The organism is Synechococcus sp. JA-3-3Ab (assembly GCF_000013205.1).
In the GTDB taxonomy this organism is placed as follows: domain Bacteria; phylum Cyanobacteriota; class Cyanobacteriia; order Thermostichales; family Thermostichaceae; genus Thermostichus.
In genome coordinates this window covers 51051-68490 of the sequence record NC_007775.1, presented here as the reverse complement: position 1 = coordinate 68490, position 17440 = coordinate 51051, and the positions used below count along the sequence as shown (strand labels likewise).

Annotated in this window: 20 protein-coding genes; 16 read left to right on the top strand and 4 right to left on the bottom strand. The window is 57.9% G+C overall.

What is annotated here, in order from left to right:
* The first annotated feature begins 173 nt into the window (after positions 1-173).
* From CYA_RS15165 to CYA_RS14940, 3 genes are all read left to right on the top strand, one after another.
* Positions 174-329: a YccF domain-containing protein gene (locus tag CYA_RS15165; protein WP_228375384.1), complete on the top strand. Its 156-nt coding sequence runs from the start codon at positions 174-176 to the stop codon at positions 327-329.
* A gap of 8 nt (positions 330-337) precedes the next feature.
* Positions 338-493 carry a YccF domain-containing protein gene (locus CYA_RS15160; protein WP_228375383.1) on the top strand — a complete coding sequence of 52 codons (156 nt, stop codon included), beginning with the start codon at positions 338-340 and terminating at the stop codon, positions 491-493.
* 184 nt (positions 494-677) lie between these two features.
* Positions 678-818, top strand: a complete 141-nt coding sequence (locus CYA_RS14940) for a hypothetical protein (protein ID WP_168173324.1) — start codon at positions 678-680, stop codon at positions 816-818.
* 20 nt (positions 819-838) lie between these two features.
* Here the strand turns inward: CYA_RS14940 and CYA_RS00335 are convergent, their stop codons facing one another.
* The 3 genes from CYA_RS00335 to tnpA form a co-directional block, all read right to left on the bottom strand.
* Positions 839-1729, bottom strand: a complete 891-nt coding sequence (locus CYA_RS00335; protein WP_011428993.1) for a DUF4335 domain-containing protein — start codon at positions 1727-1729, stop codon at positions 839-841.
* A 39-nt stretch (positions 1730-1768) separates the two neighbouring features.
* Entirely contained in the window at positions 1769-2410 is a 642-nt protein-coding gene (locus CYA_RS00330) for a DUF3038 domain-containing protein (protein ID WP_011428992.1), read from the bottom strand.
* Between the two features lie 321 nt (positions 2411-2731).
* A complete protein-coding gene (gene tnpA, locus CYA_RS00325; protein ID WP_011428991.1) occupies positions 2732-3208 on the bottom strand; it encodes an IS200/IS605-like element ISSoc3 family transposase in 477 nt (158 codons plus the stop codon).
* A gap of 481 nt (positions 3209-3689) precedes the next feature.
* Between tnpA and CYA_RS15150 the strand changes: the two genes are divergently transcribed.
* The 10 genes from CYA_RS15150 to CYA_RS00275 all read left to right on the top strand — a co-directional run bounded on the left by CYA_RS15150 (position 3690) and on the right by CYA_RS00275 (position 11041).
* Positions 3690-4487: an RNA-guided endonuclease InsQ/TnpB family protein gene (locus tag CYA_RS15150; RefSeq protein WP_255322511.1), complete on the top strand. Its 798-nt coding sequence runs from the start codon at positions 3690-3692 to the stop codon at positions 4485-4487.
* Positions 4488-4693: 206 nt separating this feature from the next.
* Positions 4694-5185, top strand: coding sequence for an FHA domain-containing protein (locus CYA_RS00315; protein ID WP_099812622.1), 492 nt, complete (start codon positions 4694-4696; stop codon positions 5183-5185).
* Positions 5186-5233: 48 nt separating this feature from the next.
* On the top strand, positions 5234-5977 hold the full coding sequence (locus CYA_RS00310; RefSeq protein ID WP_011428989.1) for a class I SAM-dependent methyltransferase: 744 nt from the start codon (positions 5234-5236) through the stop codon (positions 5975-5977).
* Between the two features lie 17 nt (positions 5978-5994).
* The gene (locus tag CYA_RS00305) at positions 5995-6777 is read left to right on the top strand and encodes an ABC transporter permease (RefSeq protein ID WP_011428988.1); all 783 of its coding nucleotides are present in this window, start codon (positions 5995-5997) and stop codon (positions 6775-6777) included.
* Positions 6778-7081: 304 nt separating this feature from the next.
* Positions 7082-7888, top strand: coding sequence for a DUF4394 domain-containing protein (locus CYA_RS00300; protein ID WP_011428986.1), 807 nt, complete (start codon positions 7082-7084; stop codon positions 7886-7888).
* Positions 7889-8117: 229 nt separating this feature from the next.
* Positions 8118-8699, top strand: coding sequence for a sigma-70 family RNA polymerase sigma factor (locus tag CYA_RS00295; RefSeq protein ID WP_011428985.1), 582 nt, complete (start codon positions 8118-8120; stop codon positions 8697-8699).
* Positions 8696-9439, top strand: coding sequence for an anti-sigma factor (locus CYA_RS00290; RefSeq protein ID WP_011428984.1), 744 nt, complete (start codon positions 8696-8698; stop codon positions 9437-9439). The genes CYA_RS00295 and CYA_RS00290 overlap by 4 nt, the downstream gene beginning before the upstream one ends.
* Positions 9440-9670: 231 nt before the next feature.
* Positions 9671-9892 carry a DUF2839 domain-containing protein gene (locus CYA_RS00285; protein ID WP_011428983.1) on the top strand — a complete coding sequence of 74 codons (222 nt, stop codon included), beginning with the start codon at positions 9671-9673 and terminating at the stop codon, positions 9890-9892.
* 36 nt (positions 9893-9928) lie between these two features.
* On the top strand, positions 9929-10756 hold the full coding sequence (locus CYA_RS00280; RefSeq protein WP_011428982.1) for a carbon-nitrogen hydrolase family protein: 828 nt from the start codon (positions 9929-9931) through the stop codon (positions 10754-10756).
* A gap of 9 nt (positions 10757-10765) precedes the next feature.
* Positions 10766-11041, top strand: a complete 276-nt coding sequence (locus CYA_RS00275; RefSeq protein ID WP_011428981.1) for a glutaredoxin family protein — start codon at positions 10766-10768, stop codon at positions 11039-11041.
* Here CYA_RS00275 and CYA_RS00270 read toward each other — a convergent pair.
* The gene (locus CYA_RS00270; RefSeq protein ID WP_011428980.1) at positions 11027-14512 is read right to left on the bottom strand and encodes a DNA polymerase III subunit alpha; all 3486 of its coding nucleotides are present in this window, start codon (positions 14510-14512) and stop codon (positions 11027-11029) included. The two genes, CYA_RS00275 and CYA_RS00270, sit on opposite strands and share 15 nt — an antisense overlap.
* A gap of 118 nt (positions 14513-14630) precedes the next feature.
* Here CYA_RS00270 and selD point away from each other — a divergent pair, with 118 nt between their 5' ends.
* The 3 genes from selD (at position 14631) to CYA_RS00250 (ending at position 17321) form a co-directional block, all read left to right on the top strand.
* The gene (gene selD / locus CYA_RS00265; RefSeq protein ID WP_011428979.1) at positions 14631-15689 is read left to right on the top strand and encodes a selenide, water dikinase SelD; all 1059 of its coding nucleotides are present in this window, start codon (positions 14631-14633) and stop codon (positions 15687-15689) included.
* Between the two features lie 154 nt (positions 15690-15843).
* Positions 15844-16791 (top strand): IS630-like element ISSoc15 family transposase, encoded by a 948-nt coding sequence (locus CYA_RS13890; protein WP_011428978.1) that lies wholly within the window; start codon positions 15844-15846, stop codon positions 16789-16791.
* Between the two features lie 29 nt (positions 16792-16820).
* Positions 16821-17321, top strand: a complete 501-nt coding sequence (locus CYA_RS00250) for a hypothetical protein (protein ID WP_011428977.1) — start codon at positions 16821-16823, stop codon at positions 17319-17321.
* Positions 17322-17440 lie beyond the last annotated feature (119 nt).

Sequence of the window (17440 nt, the reverse complement as noted above, 5' to 3'; positions counted from 1 at the left end):
TCGGCGAGGCTCAAGGGAACGTGCTTTGGCGATGGGAACAATAAAAAGGGGTCCGCCCCGTCTGCTTGTCCAGGGGGCGGGGAGCGGAAACCTGCCCTGCAGTCCGGGCTCAGCGCTAGAGGTTCTGAATCATGAGCTTAATTGGCAACATCATTTAGCTGATCTTCGGGGGGTTGCTGACCAGTCTGGGCTATATCTTGGGGGGGCTAAGCCTTTGCCTGACCATCATCGGCATTCCTTTTGGCTGGCAGAGCATCAAACTGGGGTTTGCAGTGCTTGCCCCCTTCGGCAAAGAAGTGGTGGAGTTGCCAACAGCCCGCTGCTGCTGATCTTCAACGTGATCTGGCTGTTGCTCTTCGGCTGGCCCCTGGTGCTCAACCACCTCTTCTGGGCTGTGATCCTGGCCGTCACCGTCGTTGGGATCCCCTTTGCCAAACAGCACCTGAAGCTGGTCATCCTGTCTTTGTTGCCTTTTGGCCGGGATCTGCGCTGAAAGAGGGCGAAGTGGGGATCCCTGCAGATTAAGATCACTGCCAAACTCTACCGCGACGGCAAGGGGAGAGGGCGAGCGGCCAGCCGTTGACTGTGATTTGGATCGCCTTCGAACCTCTCATCCGGTCACCAAGACACGGGCGGAAAAGCGAGAGATTGAACTCATCGCAGATGGGGAGAAAACCATGCGCAGCATCTGGCTCGCGGGGGTAGTCGCTGCTTTGGCTCTGCTGGCGGCTATGTCTTTGGCTCAATCGGATCCCCAGGAAGAGTGGCTGCACGGCGAGCAGTGTGGCACAGAGGGGCCGGTCATCTGTCTGGAGTGACGTTCTCCTCAGCCCGGATTTCAGAGGGGCTCTATCTGGGTCACTTCTACCCGGCTCTCTGGCCCTAGGCTGATGCGGAACTGTTTGGCACCCGTCGGCAAGGGATCCGGCGGCAACTCCGGCAGGTCGGCAAGAGGAGTTTCGGCGCGGCGTTCCCGGGCCAGCTCATTCTCCGGCTCGGCAGCCAGCAGGGATCCCGCCGCATCCACCGTTACTCGATAGATCAAGCTCTCCTGCAAATCGGGAGGAGACTGCCATTGCTGGGCCAGGGTGTTTTGCAGCCGCAGCAGAGGATCTCCAGAGGCTTCCGGCGCGGTGAGCTGCTCCTGGGCCGAGTTGAAAGCAGTGGGAGCCCTCTTCTCCGGGGTGCGGCTGGCCCAGATCCCGACCCCGGCCACCAGGGCGATCCCTCCCACCAGCAGGGCAGCGATCCCGGCAGGCTGTCGATACCAAGCCCGCGTTACCGGCGTTCCCAGGCTGGCCAGTTGGGGAATGTCATCGGCCACCTGAGAGAGGTTCTCCAACAGGTCGTACAACTGGGTCATCGACAGATCCACTTGGGCAATCTGATTCTCCCCTTGGCGCACCGTGAGGCGATGAAAAATAAAATCCAGCGGACGGATGGCCACAGTACCGCTGAAGGTTCCCTTGGGCGCGCCGCTGAGCTGGGATCCGACGTAGCGGTCGATCACCGCGATCAAATCGCTGAGCCAAACACTGTCCCCCTGCAGAGTTTTGGTGGTCTCCCCCTGGCGAATTTCCAACTGACACTCGAAGTTCTGCTGGATGGCTCGCAGGGGCGGCGTTGAGGAACCCTCGGCAGCTTCGGGCAGGCCAGGTGCCTCTCCCCGCACCGTGAGGGTCGAGGTGGGCTGTTGATAGGTATGACTGATAAGGGTGAGACTGGGCATGGCAACTGGCGGGCAAACAACACAAGCAAGGAGCCTATTTCAGGAAGAGGGCAAAGCATCCGATCCGGAGCTATGGGCTACCTCCCCTTCTTCGTCGCTGCCGGCGGGCAGATCCATCTCAGGGCGGTTGAGCAGGGCTTTCCATAGACGCTGGGCCCCTCTTGGGCTGCTGTAAAACATCAGCTCGATCAAGATGCGCAGAGCCAGCTCGGCGAGGCTGTTCTCGTCACGCACATCCCCATCCACCATGCGGCTGCGGTAGTGGGAGATAAACTCATCTAGATAGTCGCCCACCAGTGGCTGACGGAAAGGGCTGAGCTCCTGTTCAACAGCAGCTTCCAGTTGCTCCAAGGTGCTGCGGATACGGGCCTGCTGCTGAGCAGCCAGATGAGCAATCACCAGCACCAGGGCGCGCGCCTCTTCGATATCGACTTCTTTTCGCCCACCGCTGCTGCGGCGCAGAGGGTTGGCGTTGCGCAGCCGCCAGAGAGCCACCCGATCGCCGATCTGCTTTTCCAAGTTCAGGGCTTTGGCTGCAGCCAGAACCGCCTCGGAAATTTCTCCGCTCAGGGACTCCAGCCCCAGCAACAGCAAATCCAACTGGGCTTTGATGGTTCCGGTAGCTGTGGTGAGGCCGGCGGGCCGAGGGTCTAGCTGAGTCTGCTTAGGTTCCACCGTCACGCTGTCAATGGGAGCTTTTTGCTTTGATAGGACTCTATGATCTCCTGTCTGGGGCAAACCTGCAACCGGATCCCTCCTGCGCTTGATTCTGACCCTTGCCAAGGGCTTGGATGACGACATCCGGCAGGCGCTGGGCATTGTCCCGCTCTTTCTCGCTTCTTGAGAGTTCCCCAACCAGATTAGAAGTCAGACCGAGTTGTTCTGGGTCAGTTGTTGTTTTTGCAACGAACCCATCAGAACCTCCGGGGTACTCCCGCCACAGCGCAGCTTGGCGGGATGGAGGATAGGCGGTGAGACGAAGGGGTTCAATGCCCCTGAGTCTCACAATCTGGGCGTTGCCTGCTGCTCGACATACTTCTTCAACTCCTCAACGGTGACCCCACCACAAGAGGCAACAAAATAGGCCCCTGTCCAAAATACAGGCTTGCTGTAGAACCGTGCCACCTCTGTGGCGAACTCTTTGCGAATCAACCGGCTGGAGACTGTTTTCAGGTTGTTCACCAGCTTCGAGACCTGAACATCCGGCGGAAAACTCACCAACAGATGCACATGATCCGCCTCACCGTTGAACTCCACCAAGGAACAGCGCCACTTTTGGCAGGTCGCTCGAAATATATCTTCCAGCCTCTGCAACATTGGAGCAGTTATCACCCGACGACGGTACTTTGTCACCAGCACCAAGTGGATTTGTAGGCTGTAAACAGAACGATGGCCTATGTTGTAGCTCATTGCGCTAAATGCTAGAACCGTCTCATGATTATCACCCACGAGTACCGGATCCTGCCCAGCGACGACCAAGCCGCTCTGATGACCGAGTGGCTGGAATTGTTGCGGCGGCAGTGGAACGACGCTCTGGGGCAGAGACTGGACTGGCTGACCGCAACCCGTTGCCCAATTGACCGTTGCAGCCTTGTCTCGTGCCCGTTGCCTGTGTCAGAACCCCCGCTGGAGCCGAATTATTATCGGCAGGCGGGATCCCTCAAACAAATCAAGCAACTATTCCCGGCCTACCGGGGCATTTACGCCGAGGTGCTGCAGCAAAACTTGATGCGGCTGGACAAGGCGTGGAAAGCGTGGCAGGTGCCGGATAGCACAGGCAAGCGGCGGGGGCGGCCCCGCTTCAAAAAAGCGGGGGAGTTGAGATCCTTCACATTCCCCCGCATCAACTGCCCCGGCCCCCCGCCCCCCCTGCCCCCCGTATACGGGGGGTTGGGGGGCCAGCAGGGGGGCGGGAGCGCATCTGGAAGGGGAGACTCTGCGGCTGAGCAAGATTGGCTCGATGCCTGTGGTGCTGCACCGCCCCTTGCCAGAGGGGTTCGTGCCCAAAACCTGCACAGTGGTGCGCAAGGCCGATGGGTGGTATGTCTGCATTACTTTGGAGGACAAAAGCGTTCCTCTCCCAGAGCCTGTGCCGGTCAAAAGGGCGGTGGGTATTGATGTGGGATTGGATAGGTTTCTCACCACCAGCGATGGGGAGGTGGTGCCTATCCCGCGGTACTACCGCCAAGCTCAAAAGCACTTGGCTCGACAGCAGCGGCAACTGAGCCGCAAAGTGAAGGGGTCCGCCAACTGGAAGAGACAAGCCACGAAAGTTGCTTGTTTGCAGTTGCACGTTGCCCGACAACGCAAAGCGTTCCACTACCAAGTGGCGCACTGGCTGGTGGGGCAATACGACCTGTTGGTGGTGGAGGATCTCAACGTCCGAGGGCTGGCACGGACTCGGTTGGCTAAATCGATTTTGGATGCGGCTTGGGGACAATTTCTTGACATTCTGACAGCAGTGGCGGTCAAACGCGGCAAACAGGTGTTGAGAGTGGATCCCCCTGGTACGTCCCAAAATTGTTGTGTTTGTGAGGAGCGTGTTCCCAAGACCTTGTCGGAACGGGTGCATGATTGCCCCCGTTGCGGGTCGTGGGACAGAGACTTGAACGCTGCTATCGAGATTTTGAAGCGAGGACTCAGGGCGGTGGGACTGCCGCTCTCTGGCTGTGGAGGATCCTGGTTTACCAGTCCGTTGAAGCAGCAACTCCGGGAAGTGATTCTCGGAAGCTCCCGTCTACAGCCCGTCAGGGCTTAGCGGGAGAGGATGTCACTTTCTCAGCCTGTTTGCCCTTGAGAAAAAGAGGGGGTAGGAGGCGCTGTCGGTATGGGTTGACCTAGGATAGTGTATGATTCAAGCCTATGGCGGGTGAGAAGAGAGGGGGATCCGCATTTTGCGGCTTGATTGCCTGACTGTTCCCAGTCTGCCCTTTCTGACCACCTCAGCTCCGGGCGTATCCACAGATGAGCATGAGCGCTCCTGCTGCCCAACCCAGCCCTCCTCACTTGGTCTTGATCTTCACGGATCGGATGGGTCGGCGCGGCGTTGTCTTAGACAAGATTTACTACTCGGTGGGCCGGGCAGCCAGCAACCACATCCGCCTCTACGACTCTTGTGTTTCCCGCGAACACGCCCTGATCATCCGCATCCCGGAAGAGAACCGGGCTGGGTACGGCTATATGATCTTTGACGGCAGTTCCGCATCCCGCCGCAGCACCAATGGTTTGTTCGTCAACGGCAAGCGGGTTTTGTCTCATCGGCTACAGCTTTTGGACAAGATAGGGTTTGGGCCCAATGTAACCGCCATCGTGGAGAGCACCGACCGCCTCAGCCCGGAGACGCTGGCAGCCCTGTTGAGGCCGCCGGCCCTCGGCGACAATGTAACCCCAACCGGATCCCAGAGAGAAACCTTGAAAGAGACGCCCAGAGAGAACGACGACTTCACCGCCGCTTGATGGCGTGAATGGTTTTCAATCCAACCCCCTGCCGAGTTTTGGGTTCCCGTGACTCCCACTCCCCCTGCCCTGAGCGGCTACTGGCAAAATGGCTTCGACCTGGAAGCTCACTTGGGATCCTTTCTCGGCCTCAAGGCCGCCGAGCTGCGGGAGAAGCTGCGGCTTGGCCAGCAACAGTTGGCAGAGCTGGGCCGGCGCGACTTCATCTGGGATCAGGCGGAGATCTTTTACCGGGATCGGGTGGGATCCGCCTATTTGCTGGACTTGGCAGCTTGGCACCTGAGCAGCACCGACTACATCGGCGATACCCTGCGCCTGGTGGCCGACCATGCCCGTGGGCGGGTGTTGGATTTTGGCGGCGGCATCGGCACCCACGCCATTGGGGCGGCCCTCTGCCCGGCGGTGGAGCAGGTGATCTTCTGGGATATCAACCCCATCCATCGGCAGTTTGTGCAACTGCGGGCGGAAAAGCTGGGCCTAAGCGAACGCATCCACTGTCCAGACACCTTCCCGGAAGGGATCCGTTTTGACACCGTCATCTGCTTCGATGTGGTGGAACATTTGCCGGATCCGGCGGCGCAGTTGCGGCAATTTGACGACTGGCTCCAGCCGGCAGGTAAGCTCTTGATTAACTGGTATTTTTTCAAGGGGTTTAAAGGCGAATTTCCCTTTCATCTCGACGATTCACAGCGGATCGAGGAGTTCTTTCAGGTGTTACAAAGCCATTTCTTAGAAGTGTTTCACCCCTATTTGATTACTGCCCGCTGCTACCGCAAGTGGAATGAACGCTGAGATGGGAGAAAACCCAAGTGCTGCGCTATTTGCAGGTGTTGTGGTTGTTTTGGAGCACTTCTGTAGCTGCAGAAATGGAGTACCGGGCCAATTTTGTCTTTGCCAGCCTCAGCAGCTTGGGCGGCCTGGGGTCAGCTTTGTTTGGGCTGTCGCTGTTCTACCAGCAGGGGCACCGCCTGGGGGGCTGGAGCTGGCCGGAGGCGCTCATCGTCTTGGGGGTGTTCACCATTTTGCAGGGGGTGTCGGCCAGCCTTTTTAACGTCAACTTAAACCGCATCGTGCAACAAGTTCAGGAAGGCACCCTGGATTTTGTGTTGCTCAAGCCCATCAGCAGTCAGTTTTGGCTGTCAACGCGGGTGTTTTCTCCCTGGGGCCTGGTGGATATTGGCTGTGGCCTGTTGTTGATTCTCTACGCCGGGATCCAGTTGCGGCTGCCGGCCTGGGCCTATGTTCTGGGTCTAGTGCCCCTTTTGCTGGGGTTGGTCATCCTCTACAGCCTCTGGTTTATGCTGGGGGCCACCAGCATCTGGTTTGTCAAGATCTACAACGTCACCGAGGTGTTGCGGGGCTTGGTGGAGGCGGGGCGATTCCCGCTGGTGGCCTATCCGGTGGCCTATCGGTTGTTTTTTACCTTCGTCGTGCCGGTGGCTTTCTTGACCACCGTGCCGGCAGAAGCCTTGCTGGGTCGGATCCAGTGGCCCTGGCTTGTGGGATCCGCCCTGCTGGCGGCGGGGCTGCTGTGGGGATCCCATTTGTTCTGGCGCTTTGCCCTGCGCTTTTACACCAGCGCCTCTAGTTAAAATCTCCGTCCAAACCTTTCCATCCTGAGCATCCAAGCAGGGAGGATGGGAGTAATTGCTACAGAAGCGCCCCACGCGCTCCCCTTTGGGAAGAACAATTGGCCTTCCCCCTCAATGGAAGGGCAAAAGCGGATTCTCGGCTGGGGGATGGGATCCCTCTAGCCTGCCTTTCTAGCGGCAAAAGAGAGTGCTGCTTGCCGCAGCAATCTGCAACCACCTGTCTTGTGGCGCAGAGGGGTGTTTTGTTGTCAACAATCCTGACACCGACTGAGACAATTTGTCAATTTTTTAAGGAGCATTTTCCATGCGCAAGCACCTGCAGTGTGTGGCCGTATCTGTGGCAGCCGGTAGCTTAGCTCTGCTGGGCTGCAGCAACAGCAATGCTTCTCCGATGGCGATGATCCCCTCCCAAGCAGATTTGGTGGCCCTGGGCAGCGGCAACCGCCTCACCTTCATCCGCTCCACCGATGCCTCGGTACAGGGATCCCTGACGGTGACGGGGGTGAGTGGTAGTTTGATCGGTATTGATGTGCGTCCTGCCAATCGCCTGCTCTACGGCCTCACCGACGCCAACATCCTCTACACCATTAACTTGCAGACCGGCGCCGCTACGGTGGCCAGTACCCTGTCGGTTCCCTTTACGGCGGGTACGCTGTCCGGCATAGATTTCAACCCCGTTCCGGATCGGCTGCGCCTGGTGGGAGCCAACGGCCAGAACTTCCGCATCAATGTGGACACGGGCGAAGTGATCCAAGATAGACCTTTGGCCTTTGGCCCAATGGAACTGCAGGGATCCCGACCGGCTGTTACCGCCGCCGCCTACACCAACAACGTGGCCGGCACCCAATCCACACGGCTGTTGAACATCGACGGCGAGCGCAACCTGCTGCTGTTCCAGAATCCGCCCAACGAGGGGGTGCAAATGCCGATTGGCCCCCTGGGCGTGAACTTCGGCCCGGTGGGCGGGTTTGACATCCGCACGGTCGGCGGGGTGGATACCGGCTTTGCCATCGGCGGCTCCACCCTGTATCGAATTGACCTGAATACAGGTCGCGCCACCTCTGTGGGCACGCTGCCGGGTGGGCCGTTCTTTGGCTTGGCTGCCTTCTAGATCGGCCAGGTTGTTACAATTCCAGTCATTTTTCTGGCCAATTGTTGCTGTTTTGTTTCGGCCCGATTCCAGCTCGGGATTGGGCCTTCTGTACTTCTTCAAGTAGGGTTGACCTCCATCTATGCAGGCGATAGATTATGGGAGCCGCTGTCCTTTCTGGCTTGCCTTAGGCAAGGCCTGCTTCTTACTAAGTGCTTTCTCGTCGCCGTTTTGTTTTCTCCTTCCCCCCATGAAGATCGAGGATGACAAAGCCGAGGGATCTCTGCAGGAGAGAAGCGATGCAGAGGTATTTTCAGCCCTCAAGGCAGGCCAGTCGCAAGCTTTGGCTATCCTCTACGACCGCCACGCCGGTTTGGTATACGGAATCGCCTGCAAGATGCTGGGCAACTCTGCCGAGGCCGAAGATCTGACGCAGGACATTTTTTTGAGTTTGGCCCGTTCTTCCTTCGATCCCAAGCGGGGATCCCTGCGCACTTACCTGGGCATTTTGGCCCGCTCCCGCTGTTTGGATCGGCTGCGCTCTTGGCGCAATCGACAGCGATCCCTGGAACGGGGCAGAGTGGAATTACAGGGCGATGCCGCCGAGGATCCGGCCCTGGAGCAGTTGGCCGGGGCAGAGCAGGCGGTCGAGGTGCAAACGGCTTTGGCCCAGCTATCTGAACATCAACGCCAAATCCTCAAAATGGCCTATTACGAAGGCATGAGCCAAACAGAAATTGCCAAGCAATTGAATCTGCCTTTGGGAACGGTTAAAGCCAGAGCCCGCCGAGGCTTGCTGCGGCTGCGCGAGTTGCTGGGAGGCGCCCCATGAAAGCCGAGTCTGTGTCTCCCGAAGAACTGCAACTGTGGCTGGCCGGCTACGTGCTGGGGGATCTCTCCCCGGAAGAGGCCGACCGCCTGGAAGCGGTGCTCAAGCTGCGCCCGGAGCTGCAGCAGGAGCTGCAAGCCCTGCAACAGACCCTGGAAAGGGCCTACGGCGTCGAAGAGAAGCAACCTCCCCCCGCGCTGCGGGCTTCTCTGCTGCAAGCCTACACAGAGCCGGCGCCCAAACCCCTCTCCACGACAATTCAGGGATCCCCTCGCTGGCGGGGCCTGGCGGCATTGGCAGCAGGGTTAATCGTGGCTTTGGGACTGGGGAATCTCTACCTGTGGCGCAGGCTGCAACTGGCCCAGACGCAAGGGATCCCGGTCGAGGTGGTGACATATGAATTGCAACCGACGGCAGAAAACGTGACTGGCTCGGTTACGGTGGAGGTGGATCCGCAGCGCTTGCAGGGGAGGCTGGTAGCCCGCGGTTTGCCGCCGCTGCCGGAAGGCCGCGTCTATGCGCTCTGGGTGGTGCTGGAGCCGGAAGCGCCCTTCACCAAAGATAGGGCGGGGGCGATCCTCACCACAGCTTTCCGGGTGGATGCGGCGGGAAACCAAGAACAGGAGCTGCGCTTGCCACCGGTGTTCGCATCCACAGAATGGGTGCGGGCAGTGGCCATTACCGAAGAAGACGGCAGCCGGCCCCAAGAGCACCAGGGATCCCCTCTGTGGATTTCCGGCTAGCGGGAGCAGTGGCCAACCAACATAGGTTCGTCGGCGGAGGCAAGGCATGGATCTAGCCAGGATCCCTCTGCTTAAGCGACTGGCGGAGCACTCTCGCCGATGTGGATCGGCAAAACAGGGATCCCGAGCCACCCTGCCGTTGGGAAAAGTTGTGGGCGCACCGGAAGCGTAACAGCATTAAGATGATGGTCACTACCCCGGCACAGCAAAAGCCAACTTGGAGGCCACCCTATGGGCGAAGCCAAGCGCCGCAAAACCCGAAACAGACCGACTCCCGACCAAGAGCTGCTCTTTCCCCAGCTCAAAGACATTCCTCTCACCAAAGCCCAAGCCCGCACGATCTACAATTGGACAACTCGAGGCGCTTGGGCCGGCATTATTCTCCTGGCCATTGTCTGGGTGGTGGTGCGATTTGTGGGGCCTGCCCTGGGCTGGTGGCACCTGGTGGGCTAGCCGGCTGGATCCCTTGAGTCTCCTTGGAGTTTTCCTATGCGATCCTACTTGGCAGCCGCCCTGCAGATGACCAGCACCCCCGATCTGGCCGGCAACTTGCAACAGGCAGAGGAGTGGATTGACTTTGCGGCGCGCCGGGGCTGTGAGCTGGTGACCTTGCCGGAAAACTTTGCCTTCATGGGGCCGGAGGAAGAAAAAGCCCGCCTTGCGCCGGAGATTGCGCAGCGGGCCGAAGAGTTTTTGGCCAAGATGGCCCAGCGCTACCAGGTGTTTGTGCTGGGCGGGGGATACCCGGTGCCGGATGGACAGGGCAAGGTGTACAACACGGCGGCCCTCTACAGCCCCGAGGGCAAGGAGCTGGCCCGCTACCGCAAGATCCACCTCTTCGACGTCAACCTGCCCGACGGCAACACCTACCGCGAGTCGAACACGGTGGTGAGCGGCAACGAGGTGGTTGTCTGCCAGGAGGAGCGGCTAGGCACCCTTGGTTTGTCGGTCTGTTACGACGTGCGCTTTCCTGAGCTATATCGCTCCTTGGTGGATCGAGGGGCAGAAGTGTTGTTGATCCCCGCCGCCTTTACCGCCTACACGGGTCGGGATCACTGGCAGGTTTTGCTGCAGTGTCGGGCCATTGAAAACACCTGCTACGTGATCGCCCCCGCCCAGGTGGGCACCCACTACGAGCGGCGACAATGTCATGGCCACGCCATGATCGTGGATCCCTGGGGGACGATCCTGGCGGATGCCGGCGGCGAAAAACCAGGAGTGGCCATTGCCGAGATCGCCCCAGAGCGGCTACAGCTTATCCGGCGGCAGATGCCCTCGCTGCAACACCGCCGGCTGGCCTGTGCCGTTACTCCCTAGGGATCCCCTATGCCTTGGCCGCCGCTGATTCTCTACAGCAAGCCCGGATGCCACCTCTGCGAGGGCCTAGCGGAGAAATTGCGGCAGATCCCCGAAATCGGCGAGCTGGAAATCCGCGACATCACCGCCAACCCCGCCTGGTGGGAGCGCTACCACCTGGAGGTTCCCGTGCTGAAGGTGGCCGGGGATCCCGAACGGCTTTTGCCTCGCCCCTCGCCGCGGCTGACGGCGGCGCAGTTGCGCGCCTGGCTGGGACAACAGTTGGGTTGCCTATCGGGAGGCTAGCGCTTCGCTGCGGGCGGTATAGCCAGCTTGGCGCAAAGCTGCCACGGTGGCCTCGGCATCTTTAACCCAAAATTGGGATCCCAGCCTCACCCAGAGCGTGTGGGGAGGGGCGACGATGGCCGCCACAACAGGGATGCGATTTTCTTCCTTGGCTTCCGAACGTTGGCGGGCAAGCAATGTTTGCAAACGGTATCGATCCTCCAATGTCCCAGCCGAGTCCAGAGGGAGTTCCACCGTAACCCAACTCACCGATTCAATCGGCTGTAAGTCCTCGACAATCAATTGCACCTGTTCATCCCGCTGATCCACCTTGGCCCAGATAAAGAGCCGTTGATCCACCTCCAGACGATGGCGCAAACGTTCGTAAGTTTTGGGGAAGATCACCGCTTCGCAACTGCCGGTGAGATCTTCCAGTTGCAAAATGGCCATGCGATCCCCTCTCTTGGTGGTTACCGTTTTAATGGCGGTCAGCAGGGCCAGAATGCCTACAGAAGTATCGGCTGCGTAGCCGCTCAAATCGGAGAGGTTAACAGGAGCCAACAGCCGCGCCTGCTCTTGAATCCGCCGCAGCGGGTGATCCGAAACATAAAAGCCCAACAGCTCCCGTTCTAGCCTTAACTTTTCTTGCGGTGGAAAATCTTCAGTTGCAGGCCCCCGCGGAGCTTCAATAAATCCCTGGTCGTTGCCCAACAAATCAAACAGGCTGGCTTGGCCAATGGCTTTGGACTTAGCCTGCTCCGCTGCCCAATTGAGGATGGGATCCAGATCCGCCATTAGCTGTTTGCGGTTGCCGGAAATACCATCAAAAGCGCCCGCACAGATCAACGACTCGATGGCGCGGCGGTTGACCACGTGCAGATCCACCCGCTGGCAAAAATCGGCCAAAGAGGTGAAGGGGCCTCCGGCCTGGCGGGCAGCCAGAATGTTTTGAATCGCCCCCTCGCCCACATTCTTCACTGCTCCTAGACCAAACAAAATGCTGGATCCCTGAGGGGTAAAGTCCAGGCCAGAACGGTTGATATCCGGCGGCTCAATTTGGATCCCGATCGACAGGCAATAGGTGATGTAGCGCTGGACCTTGTCTTGATCCCCTCCCACAGAAGAAAGCAGCGCCGCCATGTATTCTGTTGGATAATTGGCCTTGAGATAGGCTGTCTGGAAAGTAATCAGTCCATAGGCCGTAGAGTGGGATTTGTTGAAGCAATACTCGGCAAAAGCAACCATTTGGTCAAATAGCTCCGTAGCCACTTCCTTGGCCACACCTCGCTCTACTGCCCCTCGGACGAATTGCTCCCGGTGTTTCTCCATCTCGGAAACTTTCTTTTTTCCCATCGCCCGCCGCAATAGATCAGCCTGGCCCAGGGTATAGCCGGCCATGTCCTGGGCAATGCGCATGATCTGTTCTTGGTAGAGAATGGCGCCATAGGTATCTTGAAGGATTGGCTTGAGGAGATCGTGGGCGTAGGTTACCGGCTTGCGGCCATGCTTGCGATCGATAAAGTCCGGGATCATGCCCGTATCCAATGGCCCTGGCCGGTAAAGAGCTAAGACCGAGGAAATATCTTCCAAGTTGGAAGGCTTGAGCTCTCGCACCACCTGCTTCATGCCGGAAGACTCCAGTTGGAAGATCCCTTCCAGCTCTCCTTTTTCCAAAAGTTGGTAAGTTTTCTCGTCGTCCAATGGCAGGTTATCCAGGTCGATAGTGACCCCTCTGTGCTCTCGAATCAGCTCCACGGCCCGCTGGATCATCGTCAGGTTGCGCAGCCCCAAAAAGTCCATCTTCAACAGGCCCAGAGACTCGATATCTTCCATCGAGTACTGAGTAATAATTTGGCCTTCGTTGTTGTATTGCAAGGGCACGATCTCATCTAGAGGATCTTTGGAGATGACCACGCCGGCAGCGTGAACCCCAAAGGTTTTGTTGGTGCCTTCCAACAGGCGGGCCAGCTCGATCCAGCGGTGAGTGGTTGGGTCTTTCTCGTATTTTTCTTTGAACTCTGGAGCCGGCGTGTTCTCGCCGATCATCTCCTCCAATTTTGCCGGTTTGCCCCGCGAGACCGGGATCAGCTTTGCCATTTTGTCGGCTTCGGCATAGGGAATATCCAGCACCCGACCGACATCTTTGAGAATGGCCTTAGAAGTCATGCGGTTGAAGGTGATGATCTGGGCCACTCGCTCCTGGCCGTATTTGCGGGTTACATAGTCGATCAGCTCTCCCCGCCGCTCGATACAGAAATCGGTATCGATATCCGGCATCGATTGCCGTTCTGGGTTGAGAAAGCGCTCGAAGAGCAACCCATATTTGACGGGATCGATGTTGGTAATCTGCAAAGCATAGGCCACCAGGGATCCGGCTGCCGAACCGCGGCCCGGGCCCACCGGGATCCCGTGTTCGCGAGCATAGCGAACGTAGTCCCAGACCACCAGGAAATAGCTGGAGAAGCCCTTTTGTTGGATGATATTCAGCTCAAAGCGCAGGCGCTCCTGATAGTTTTCCGGAATCTGATCTGGATAGGCGACGCCGCAGCGTTTCGCCAGGCCCTGCCAGGCCAATTCGGTGAGATAGCTATCGGCAGAATGGCCCGGCGGAACCGGATAGTCGGGCATGCGCGTTTCCCCAAATAGGTCATAGCCCTCGATCTTTTCCAGCACCTTGAGAGTGTTGGCAATGGCTTCGTCGATCACCTCCTGCTCCAGGTGATCGCGGCAGAGGCGGCGCATCTCCTCCGGGCTTTTCAAGTACTCTGTGCCGCTGTAGCGAAGGCGGTTTTTTTCGGTGAGGGATTTGCCTGTTTGGATGCAGAGCAAAGCATCATGAGCCTCCACATCCCAACAGGAGATGAAGTGGCTATCGTTGGTGAGGATGATCGGGATCCCTAATTCGCGAGCAATGCGCACCAATTGCACATTGACAAAGCGGTCTTCTCGATAGCCGTGATCCTGAATCTCGATGTAGTAATCATCTCCAAACTGTTCCTGATACCAGGCGGCAACTTGGCGGGCAATTTCTGGCCGCCCCTGCAAAATGGCCTGGGGCACCTCCCCGGCCAGGCAGCCGCTGGTAACGATCAACCCCTCTTTGTATTGCGCCAAATACTCTTTGTTGATACAGGGCCGAGCGAAGATCCCCTTGCCTTGAACGCCTTGGAGATGGGAAATGGTGGTCAGCTTGACCAAGTTTTTGTAGCCCTGGGTATTTTTGGCCAAAACCACTTGGTGATACTTGGGGTACTTGCGGCTTTTGTCTCGAATATCGCCGTTGATAACATACATCTCATTGCCGATGATCGGCTTGATCCCTTTGCTTTTACACAGTTTCACCAGCTCGATGGCCCCGTACATAACGCCGTGATCCGTCAGGGCCAGCCCCGGCAAACCCATCGCCACCACCTGCTCAATCAGAAGCGGCAATTGGCTGGCGCCATCCAAGAGGCTGTACTCGCTGTGCAAGTGCAAGGGAACAAAGGCCATGGCAAGGCTACAGATAGAAGGATCTTTCTTACCTTAACTCGGTGTGCCCATTTCCCGGCTGCCTGCAGGTGTGGCTACAGTGAGATCAATCAAGCTTGTGTTTTCTCCTTTTGCCTAAATGGACACTCCCCTTCGCCTCACCCAGTACTCCCACGGCGGCGGCTGCGGCTGTAAAATCGCCCCGGCGCTGCTGCAGCAGATTCTCAAAGAGCTGCCCCTTTTCTGGTCGGATCCGGCGCTGCTGGTGGGATCCGAGACCAGCGACGATGCCGCCGTCTACCAACTCAACGACGAGCAGACCCTGATCCTGACCACCGACTTTTTCATGCCCATTGTGGACGATCCGGTGGATTTTGGCCGCATCGCCGCCGCCAACGCCCTTTCCGATGTTTACGCGATGGGGGGCACGCCCATTCTCGCCCTGGCCATTTTGGGCATGCCGGTCGACAGGTTGCCCCTGTCGGCCATTCGGGAGATCATGGCCGGGGGAATCAAGGTCTGTCAGGAAGCCGGGATCCCTTTGGCCGGGGGGCACTCCATCGATTCGCCCGAGCCCATCTTCGGCCTGGTGGCGGCAGGGCTGGCCCACCCGCAGCACATCCGCCGCAACGCCACCGCCCGGCCCGGCGACGATCTCATCCTCACCAAGCCGCTGGGGATCGGGGTGATGACCACCGCCCTGAAAAAGGGCCAGCTCAGCGCGGCAGGCTACGCGGAAGTTTTGCAGGTGATGACTCAGCTCAACCGCATCGGCCCGCAACTGGCGCAGCGAGCCCAGGTTCGCGCCCTAACCGATGTAACGGGGTTTGGCCTTTTGGGACATCTGCTGGAAGTCTGCCGGGGCTCGGGGGTGAGCGCCGAGCTGGATTTGGCTGCCATTCCGTTTTTGACCGAAGCGCTCTCCTTAGCTGAAGCTGGGATCTTCCCCGGCGCAGCCCGGCGCAACTGGCAGGGCTATGAGGGAGTAGAGGCCAACTCTCTGCCGGAGTGGCAGCAGTTGCTCTTGTCGGATCCGCAAACCAGCGGCGGCTTGCTGGTGGCGGTGGATCCCGCCTACACCGCAGAGCTTTTGCAAGAGCTCCACAGCGCCGGCTACTCTTACGCCCGTCGCATTGGCCGCTGCCAGGCCGGCGAAGGGATCGCCATCCGGGTTGTCGGCGAGATGCCGGTAGCTTGAGTGAAGCCTATATTCGGCCCTCTCCTGCCAATATGAAGATTCGGTCAAGCAGAGCTGCGAAAGTTGAAGATCTCATGTAAGGGTAAGGGGAGCTGAGATACAGCCTTTTAATTTAAAATAGGGTACAGGTATTCAAGAGGAAGGAGAGAAAGGAATGCCGACTCATTCTTTGGATTTGCGGCAAAGAGTTGTAGCAGCCTATCAGGCAGGTAACACCTCCATCCGCCAGGTAGCTAAACGCTTCATGGTGACCAAAAGAACAGTACACCGCTGGGTGCGTCAGTACCAACAAACTCAAGATTTAGCCCCTAAGAAAGCAGGCACCAAGCGAGTGGGCATTTTGGAACAACATCGGCAGGAAGTGATGGCAATTATTACAGAACACCCAGACTTCTACCTGTGGCAGTATCAAGAACTGTTGCGCGAGCGCTTAGGAATCAATGTAAGCATCGTCACGATACATAATTTCTTGAAAAAGCAAGGAATGACTCTAAAAAAAAAGACCTACCGCAGTGCAAAAGTCAAAGAAGAGGAGGTGAAAAGGGAACGACTAGCTTATAGTCAAGAAGTCAGGAATATTCCAGCGGAGGATTTGATTGCCATCGACCAGACGGGAGTCTGGGAAGGAATGGAGCGGAGAGTATCTCGGAGTTTACGCGGTCAAAGGGCTTATCATTATCGTCAGAGATACAAGGGTGAAAAGTATACGGTTATTGGAGCTATTTCCTTGAGAGGTGTAGTTGGCTGTCGTGTCATCAAGGGTGGGATGAAGAAAGGAGATTTTTTGGAGTTTTTGAGAAGCGAGTTATGTCCGAAGCTAGATGCGAGGAAGGTTGTGATTATGGACAATTTGAATATCCACAAGAGTCGGGAAGTTGAGGAATTGATTAGGGGGACAGGAGCACGAATCCTATACCTGCCTGTGTATGCGCCGGAGTTGAATCCCATTGAGATGATGTGGTCGGTATTGAAGCATTTTATTCGGCAGCTTTGCAGAATTGGGAAGTATAGCATGGAGCAGATAGTGAAGACTTCTTTACTACTGATCAATCCATCCTCCTTCCGAAGTTGGTTTGCTAAGTGCTGCTATTGTACCCCTTGAGCCCTTAACAGGCTGTATCTTAAAGGGGTATGAACGAGCCCTCTCCCAACAGCCATAGCCTGGTTCAGTGGGTTGAGCCAGGTCAACTGATTCGCAGCCTCAGCAGTGGCCAATTGCTGATGGTGGATCCACAGCGGCCCAACGCCCTGATCATCTGCAAGACGTTTCATGCCGAGTTTGCCGGGCCGGGGGCTGCGGTCGGGGGGCCCTTGGATGTGGATTCGAGCGGCGTGCTCCCCATTGGGGATGTGGCTCTGTTGCATCCCCAGGGCTATCAAGAGCGGCAAAATGCCTATGCCAAGCGGCTGCACTGGATGCGCTGGCTGCAGCAGATCACCGATAATCCTCTGCCGGCCCAGCGGGCGCGGGTGCTGCTTTTTAGTTTGGAGGAATTTTTCTCTGCCGATTTGGTCAGCCAGTTGCCGGATGACATTTTGGCGCGGCTGGTCGGGGTGCTGCCGCAGACAATCGCCGCAGCTCGGATGGAAATGATGCCCCTCTACAGCCCCAGCTATTCCCTGGCCGGCTGAGCCGTCTTGGGGAAGAAGGGAGAGGGGAGTCTGAGTTGGGGCTGTTCGGGATCGGAGTAAGAGACCTAGACTACAGAAATCAGGCCTTCTGGCTCTCTGGATTTGATTGGAAAATAAGC